Annotated in this window: 8 protein-coding genes; 1 reads left to right on the top strand and 7 read right to left on the bottom strand. The window is 74.2% G+C overall.

All coding sequences use genetic code 11. From position 1 onward, the window contains the following. The 7 genes from AB0G11_RS48655 to AB0G11_RS48685 all read right to left on the bottom strand — a co-directional run. Window positions 1–283: urease accessory UreF family protein (locus AB0G11_RS48655; RefSeq protein ID WP_357594084.1), on the bottom strand; the 283-nt coding region annotated here is incomplete at its 3' end. Between the two features lie 78 nt (window positions 284–361). Next, the gene (locus AB0G11_RS48660) at window positions 362–2248 is read right to left on the bottom strand and encodes an urease subunit alpha (RefSeq protein ID WP_357594086.1); all 1887 of its coding nucleotides are present in this window, start codon (window positions 2246–2248) and stop codon (window positions 362–364) included. After that, window positions 2241–2897, bottom strand: a complete 657-nt coding sequence (locus AB0G11_RS48665; RefSeq protein WP_357594088.1) for an urease subunit gamma — start codon at window positions 2895–2897, stop codon at window positions 2241–2243. Before AB0G11_RS48665 ends, AB0G11_RS48660 begins: the two co-directional genes overlap by 8 nt. Before the next feature lie 121 nt (window positions 2898–3018). Beyond that, on the bottom strand, window positions 3019–3657 hold the full coding sequence (locus tag AB0G11_RS48670) for a response regulator transcription factor (protein ID WP_219518178.1): 639 nt from the start codon (window positions 3655–3657) through the stop codon (window positions 3019–3021). Next, window positions 3657–4847, bottom strand: coding sequence for a sensor histidine kinase (locus AB0G11_RS48675; RefSeq protein WP_357594091.1), 1191 nt, complete (start codon window positions 4845–4847; stop codon window positions 3657–3659). The genes AB0G11_RS48670 and AB0G11_RS48675 overlap by 1 nt, the downstream gene beginning before the upstream one ends. Beyond that, window positions 4844–5566: an ABC transporter permease gene (locus AB0G11_RS48680; RefSeq protein ID WP_357594093.1), complete on the bottom strand. Its 723-nt coding sequence runs from the start codon at window positions 5564–5566 to the stop codon at window positions 4844–4846. The genes AB0G11_RS48675 and AB0G11_RS48680 overlap by 4 nt, the downstream gene beginning before the upstream one ends. Then, window positions 5563–6282: an ABC transporter ATP-binding protein gene (locus tag AB0G11_RS48685; RefSeq protein ID WP_219518183.1), complete on the bottom strand. Its 720-nt coding sequence runs from the start codon at window positions 6280–6282 to the stop codon at window positions 5563–5565. Before AB0G11_RS48685 ends, AB0G11_RS48680 begins: the two co-directional genes overlap by 4 nt. Before the next feature lie 95 nt (window positions 6283–6377). On the opposite strand from AB0G11_RS48685, the gene AB0G11_RS48690 reads away from it, so the two are divergent. Then, on the top strand, window positions 6378–7361 hold a 984-nt coding region (locus AB0G11_RS48690; RefSeq protein WP_357594095.1), incomplete at its 3' end, for a hypothetical protein.

Consider the following 7361-nt stretch of genomic DNA (forward strand, 5'->3'; position numbering starts at 1 on the left):
GCCGCCCGAGCCTGCGCGAGGCCCGCCGCAGGGCGGGGGAGGGAGTGCGGGCGTCGGCGGCCTCGTCGAGCGGCAGCGGGTCGCAGCCGGCGGCGGCCGCGGCGGCCAGGCCCGCCGCGACCAGCCCGGCGGTGTGCAACCGGCCGCGGCAGAACGCCTCCAGGCCCGCCGCGTCCCGGACGAGCCCCGCCGAGACGGCCGCCTCGGCCCCGCCGGAATGGGCGTGCCCGCCGGCGGGGAAGCGCCCGTCGGCCAGCACGAGCAGCGCGGCGCGGTCCGTCATGTACGGGCTCCTTCGATGCGAGGCGGTCAGACAGGGCGAGGCGGTAAGACAGGGCGGGGTGGTCAGCCGGCGCGGCGGTCAGAAGAGGAAGTAGCGCTGCGCCATCGGCAGCTCGGTGGCGTACTGGTCGCCCTCGACGAGCTCGTCGTCGATCTCCGTCTTCACGTCCTTGGCGATCGCGCCGCCGATCTCCACCGTGAACGTGTCGGGGTCGACGCGGATGTCGGGCCGGGCGTCGTTCTCCCGCATGTCGGCCTTGAACACCTTGCGGGTGTCGCGGATGGCCGTGAACGGCTTGCCGACCTTGACCCGTTCGGCCAGGCCCGCGGCGATGGCGTGCTCGGTGACGAAGTTGACCGAGTTGGCGCCCGGGGCCCGCCCGGTCGCGCCCCACACGGGCCTGGGCAGGACCGGCTGCGGGGTGGTGATGGAGGCGTTGGCGTCGCCCACCTGGGCGTAGGCGAGCTGGCCGCCCTTGATCACCCGGTCGGCGCGGACGCCGAAGAACTTCGGCTCCCACAGCACCAGGTCGGCGAGCTTGCCCACCTCGACCGAGCCGACCACGTGGTCGATCCCGTGCGCGACGGCCGGGTTGATCGTGTACTTGGCGACGTAGCGGCGGGCGCGGTGGTTGTCGCCGTCGCCGTCGCCGTCGAGCGGGCCGCGCCGGGCCTTCATCACGTGCGCCGTCTGCCACGTCCTGATGATCATCTCGCCGATGCGGCCCATCGCCTGCGCGTCCGACGACATGATCGAGATGGCGCCCAGGTCGTGCAGGACGTCCTCGGCCGCCATCGTCGAGGGCCGGATCCGCGACTCGGCGAACGCCAGGTCCTCCTTCACCAGCGGGTTGAGGTGGTGGCAGACCATCACCATGTCGATGTGCTCCTTGACCGTGTTGACGGTGAAGGGCCGGGTCGGGTTGGTGGAGGCCGGCAGCACGTTCGGCAGGGACACCATCGTGATCATGTCGGGCGCGTGGCCGCCGCCCGCGCCCTCGACGTGGAAGATGTGGATCGGGTGGTCGCCGATGGCCTCGATCGTGTCGGCGACCGCGCCCGCCTCGTTCAGCGAGTCGGCGTGCAGCGCGAGCTGCACCCCGGTGGCCTTGCACACCTCCAGGCACCTGCGCAGGACGGCGGGCGTGGCCCCCCAGTCCTCGTGGATCTTGAACCCGAGCACGCCCCCCTTCACCTGGTTGAGCAGCGACTCGGTGGACATCGTGCTGCCCTTGCCGAGCAGCCCCACGTTGACCGGGAAGTGGTCCAGCGCCTCGAACGCCCGCGCCACGTGCCAGGAGCCCGGCGTGACGGTGGTGGCGGTGCTGCCCTCGGCCGGCCCGGTGCCGCCGCCGATCAGGGTGGTGACGCCCGCCGCCAGCGCCTCGTGGACCTGCTCCGGGCAGATGAAGTGCACGTGCGTGTCGACCCCGCCCGCGGTGAGGATCTTGCCGTTGCCGGCGATGACCTCGGTCTCCGGGCCGATGAGGAAGTCCGTCGCCCGCTCGTGCCCGTCGTGCAGCCGGTCCATGAGATCGTCGTTGTACGCCTTGCCGAGCGCGACGATGCGGCCGTCGCGGATGGCGACGTCGGCCTTGACCACGCCCCAGTGGTCCAGGATGACGGCGCCGGTGATGACGGTGTCGGGCGGCCGCGGCGCGCCGAACGCCGCCGGGTCGCGCGGCGCGTGCGACTGGCCCATCGACTCGCGGATCACCTTGCCGCCGCCGAAGAGGACCTCGTTGCCGCTGCGGCCAGGGCCGCCGGACCAGTCCTCGGTCACCTCGATCCGCAGGTTGGTGTCGGCCAGCCGGATCCGGTCGCCGGCCGTCGGGCCGTACCGGTCGGCGTAGTCGGCCCGGCTCAGCGGGGCGTCCACCGGGCGCTCGTCCGGCGGGGCGATCCGCTCCCTCGGGACCGCGTCCGCCAGCGGGATGGCCACCGGGTCCGTCACGGACTCATCCATCGAGGGGACCTCCCACCTCGCCGCGCAGCCCGGCGACGACCCGTTTGCCCTCGATGGGCACGAGCGTCACCTCGCGGGTGCAGCGGGGCTCGAACCGCACGGAGCTGCCGGCCGGGATGTTGAGGCGCTTGCCGTAGGCGGCCTCGCGCGGCTCGATGGCGAGCCGGGGGTTGGCCTCCCAGAAGTGGTAGTGGGAGCCGACCTGGATGGGCCGGTCGTCGGTGTTGGTCACCGTCACGGTCGTGACCTCACGGCCCTCGTTGAAGACGACGGGCCCGGCCCCGTCCGGATGGTCCACCTTGCCCGGATGGACCACAGCCTGCTTCGTGGCCTGCTCGGGGAAGGGCTCGCGGATGGTGACGAGCTTGGTGCCGTCGGGGAACGTCGCCTCGACCTGGATGTTGGAGATCATCTCCGGGACGCCCGGCATGACGTCGTCCCGGCTGAGCACCTCCGGGTCCGGCGGGAGCATGAGCTCGGCGACCGACTTGCCGTCGCGGGCCCCCTCCAGCACGAGCGAGGTCAGCAGCGCCACGGTCTCCGGATAGTTCAGCTGCACCCCCCGCTCCTTACGTCTCCTGGCCACGTCCGCGGCCACGTGGATCATCAGACGTTCCTGCTCGTGGGGAGTCAGGTGCACCCCGGCCACCTCGCCTTCGCTCCGCCGCGCCCGGACGGCCCGGCGTCTCCGAACGTAACGTGACGACTACGGATCGTGACGTGCCGTGACGGTAAGGCATCCGTCACCCGGCCTCACCACGCGGGTCCGGTCACGCCTCCGAGGCGGGCTTGAGCAGCCCCGTCTCGTAGGCCGCCGCCACGGCCGCCGCCCGGTCGTTGACCCCGAGCTTGGCGTAGACGTGCAGCAGGTGCGTCTTGACCGTCGCCTCCGTGACGAACAGCCGCGCGGCGACGTCGCGGTTGGTCGCCCCCCGCGCGATCAGCGCCAGCACCTCCAGCTCGCGCCGGCTCAGCCGCCGCCGTTCCGGCTCGCGCGCCGCGCGGGTGAGCCGCCCGGCCACCGTGGGCGACAGCACCTGCTCGCCCCGGGCGGCGGCCCGCGCCGCGCGCAGCAGCTCGGCGCGCGGCGTGTCCTTGAGCAGGTAGCCGGTCGCGCCCTGCGCGATCGCGGGCAGCACGTCGGCGTCGTCGTCGAACGTCGTCAGGACCAGCACCCGGACGTCCGGCGCCTGCTCGCGCAGCCTGCGGATGAGCTCGGCGCCGCCCATTCCCGGCATCCGCAGGTCGGTGACCACGAGGCCGGGGGCGGTCTGCCGGGTCAGCGCCAGCGCCTCCGGCCCGTCGGCCGCCTCACCGACGACCTCGAACGCCTCGTCGGAGGCGAAGATCCCGCGCAGCCCGTCACGGACCACCGGATGGTCGTCCACGATGACGACCCGGATCGCCATCAGCGGTCCCCGGGAACGGCGGGCACCGTGGCCGAGATGCCCGTGCCCTGGCCGGGAGCCGACTCGACGGCGAACTCGCCGGCCAGCCGGGCGACACGCTGCCGCATCCCCATCAGCCCGAACCCGCCCGCCGCCGACGGCTCCACCGCCCCCGGGTCGAACCCGGCCCCGTCGTCACGCACGTCCAGCACCACCACGTCCTCCATGTACGACAGGGTGACGGCGACCCGCCCGGCGCGGGCGTGCCTGGCCACGTTCGCCAGCGCCTCCTGCGCCACCCGCAGCAGCGTCGCCTCCACCTCGGCGTGCAGCGGCCGCGCCTCGCCGGTCACCTCCACCGGCGCGGGCACCCCGCTCGCCCGCGACCACGCGGCCGCCACGTCCTCCACCGCCGCCGCCAGCCGGGCCTCCTCCAGCGGGGCCGGGCGCATCGCCCGCACCGACCTGCGCGCCTCGTCGAGACTGTCCCGCGCCAGAGCCCGTACGGTGGCGATCCTGGCACGGGCGGCGGGCACGCCGGCGACGAGGTCGTCGACCACCTCCAGCTGGGTGAGGATGGCGGTCAGCCCCTGGGCGATCGTGTCGTGGATCTCCCTGGCCATCCGCTGGCGCTCGCCGAGCACGCCCGCCTCGCGCGCCCGGGTCAGAAACCGGGCCTGGAGGCTCGCGTTCTCCTCCGCCAGCTCCCGCAGCCGCGCGATCATGGCCTGGCGCTGCCGGTTCTGCTCGGAGATCGTCTGGATGAACAGGCCGACCGTCGAGGCGACGAGGACGGCCAGCAGGAAGGAGAAGATCATCTCGCCCGCCGGTCTCGGCTCCGGCCGGGCGCCGACCAGCACCGCCGCCGTCGCCGCCACCCCCGCGTACGCCTTCCAGCCCGGCAGGACGGCGAACGCCTGGACGAACGCCCCCAGCCCGGCCACCGTGAACGCCGAGTCGATCCTGACCAGCACCCCGACCGCGGCCAGCATGACGGCGAAGTAGAGCACCGCCACCGCCAGGCGCTCGATCCGGCTGAACCGCGACGACACCATGAACCAGTGCCACACCCCGAGGAACACCGCCAGCGCCGCCACCTCCGGCCGCCACTCCCGCAGCAGCGAGAACCCGGCCGGAAGCAGCACGAACAGGTACGGCAGCGCCGGCCACGCCCGGTCCCAGCGCGAGACGTCACGCCCGGCGCCGCTCACCAGCGGTACGCCTTCACCGCGGCCCCGCCCGCCACCAGGAAGATCGCCACCATGACGGCGACGGCGACCGGCGGCAGCCCCTGCCCCTCCCAGCCCGCGCGGACCGCCTGCACGACCGGCGCCATCGGCGTCCACTCGCCGATCGCGCGCATCTGCGCCGGCAGCGTCTCCCGCGCGGACATCGCGCCCGAGACGAACACCATCGGGAAGAAGACCGCCAGGCCCACGACCGTGGCGGCCCGGCCGCCCGGCGCCAGCGCGCCGACGAGCAGCCCGATCGAGCCGAGGCAGAGCGCCCCCAGCAGCCAGGCCAGCACGACGGCCGGCGGATCGACCGGCCCGCTCATCCCGTACGCGACCAGGCCCAGGACCGCCAGCACCACGCTGCCGAGCACGGCCAGCAGCAGATGCGCCACCCACTGCGCGCCGAACACCATCGCGGGGGAGGCCGGGGTCGCGCTCAGCCGCTTGAGCACCCGCCGCTCCCGGTACTGCGCCAGCGTCGCCGGCAGCACCACCAGGGTGGCCAGGCCGATGACGAACACGCTGAGCATCGGCACGTACGCCTCGATCAGCGGCAGCCCGCCCGGCAGCGTGCCGCCGTTGCGCATCTTCATCCACAGGATGACGGCCGGGAAGGCGAGCGCGAAGAACGCGGACATCGGATCGCGCACGGCGAGCCTGAGCTCCACGGAGATGACGGTGCCGAGCCCCTTCATGAGGCGTTCCTCTCGATCAGTGCGAAATAGGCGTCCTCGAGGGTGCCGCCGGCCCCGCTCCTGGCGACGAGCTCGCCGGGGGTGCCCTCGTGCGCCACCCGGCCGCGATCGATCACGGCGATACGGTCGCACAGAGCTTCCGCCTCGTCCATGAAGTGGGTGACGAGGACGACGGTGACGCCCCGGTCCCGCATGTCGCGGATCAGGCCCCACGTCGTCCGCCGGGCCGACGGGTCCAGCCCGGTGGTCAGCTCGTCGAGGAACACCACCTCCGGGTCGCCGACCAGCGCCAGCGCGATGAACAGCCGCTGCTTCCAGCCGCCCGACAGCGCGCCGAACCGGGTCCGCCGCTTCCCGTCCAGCCCCCACTCCGCCATGAGCGCGCGCCAGTCGGCGGGCCTGTCGTAGAGGGACGCGTACATCCTCAGCGCCTCCCCGACCTTGAGCGCGTCGGGCAGCGCCGCCTCCTGCAACTGGACGCCGACGCGCTGGAGCAGCTCCCGCCGCCGCTCGCGCGGGTCGAGGCCGAGCACCCGCAGCGTGCCGCCGTCGGGCCTGCGCAGCCCGGACGCGCACTCCACCACCGTCGTCTTCCCGGCGCCGTTGGGGCCGAGGATGCCGAAGATCTCGCCCCGCCCCACCGAGAGCGTGACGCCCGCCAGCGCCTGGTGTGCCCGATAGCTCTTCGTCAGGCCGTTGAGCTCGATGACTGTCATGACCCGAGAATCCCCGCCCGGCCGCGATCGCGGCATCCACCGATCGGTTGACGAATGAGGCCCGCCCCGGCGGGCGGGGCGCGTACGATCGGGCCGTGCTGATCATGGCGACCCTCCTCGCGGGAGCCGTCGCGGTCGTGGCGGTCGTGGCCCGTGGGCCCCACCTGCGTGACCACCTGGTGCTGGGCGGGTTCCTGGTGGCGTTCTGCGCCGGGGCGCTGGCCTTCTTCGCGTGGAGCATGCGCGAGGACGGGCATGCGGAGGCGCCGATGGTGATCTCGCTGCTCGGCCTGGCGGCCGGTGGGCTGCTGCTCCTCGGGCTGGGCCCGTTCGTGCCGTGGGCGCTCGGGCGATCGGCCCGGCCGCTGCGGCTGCCGGACCGGCTCCCGGGCGGCGTGGCCGCGGGCGTCGCCGTGGCGCTCACCGCGACCGCCGTCGCCGTCACGGCGCTGATCCTCGACTCCGCGCGGGAGTCCCAGCAGCGGGCCGCCTACCGGCCCGAGGCCGCGCCGGGCGCCCTGGTCGTCCAGGTCACCGCCGGGGCCGATGCCGTGCTGCGCCGGGAACTGCCCGGCGTCCCCGTCGTACGGGATCACGACGTGCCCGGCCTCAGGGTCGGCGAACCGGACTCGGAGCTGCCCCGCAGCTACATCGGCGACCGGGCGCTGCTCGGCTACCTCACGGGCGATCCGGCCACCCCGTACGACGAGAGCGCCGCCGTGCTGGTGACGGACGCCGTCACGGCCGCGACGGTGGAGATCAGGTACGGCGGCGCCGCCGTCCGGACCGTGCCCGCGACCACCGTCAGGCCCGCCCACCCCGGGATGTACGAGATCTTCATCCCCGCGAAGCTCCTGCGCGACCTGGGCCTGCGGCCGGAGCCCGAGGCGCTGGTCGTCGACCCGTCCGCGCACCGGGTCACGGCCGGCGAGCAGGAGCGGCTCGTCCGCGCCCTGGGCCCCGGCGCCGTCCACGTCGAGCGCGGCTACCAGGAGCGGGGCAGCCGCTGGGCGGTCGCCGAGGCGCCGGCCCTCGTCGCGCTCGCCGGCGCGCTGGCCGCCGCCGCGCTCACGGCCGGG

Origin of the sequence: Nonomuraea sp. NPDC023979 (assembly GCF_040639085.1) — a bacterium.
GTDB lineage: Bacteria > Actinomycetota > Actinomycetes > Streptosporangiales > Streptosporangiaceae > Nonomuraea > Nonomuraea ceibae.

What these genes read in the sequence shown, in the direction of transcription:
- AB0G11_RS48660 (WP_357594086.1), bottom strand. Translation starts at nt 2,248, where the DNA reads ATGGATGAGTCCGTGACGGACCCGGTGGCCATCCCGCTGGCGGACGCG.
- AB0G11_RS48685 (WP_219518183.1), bottom strand. Translation starts at nt 6,282, where the DNA reads ATGACAGTCATCGAGCTCAACGGCCTGACGAAGAGCTATCGGGCACAC.
- AB0G11_RS48670 (WP_219518178.1), bottom strand. Translation starts at nt 3,657, where the DNA reads ATGGCGATCCGGGTCGTCATCGTGGACGACCATCCGGTGGTCCGTGAC.
- AB0G11_RS48680 (WP_357594093.1), bottom strand. Translation starts at nt 5,566, where the DNA reads ATGAAGGGGCTCGGCACCGTCATCTCCGTGGAGCTCAGGCTCGCCGTG.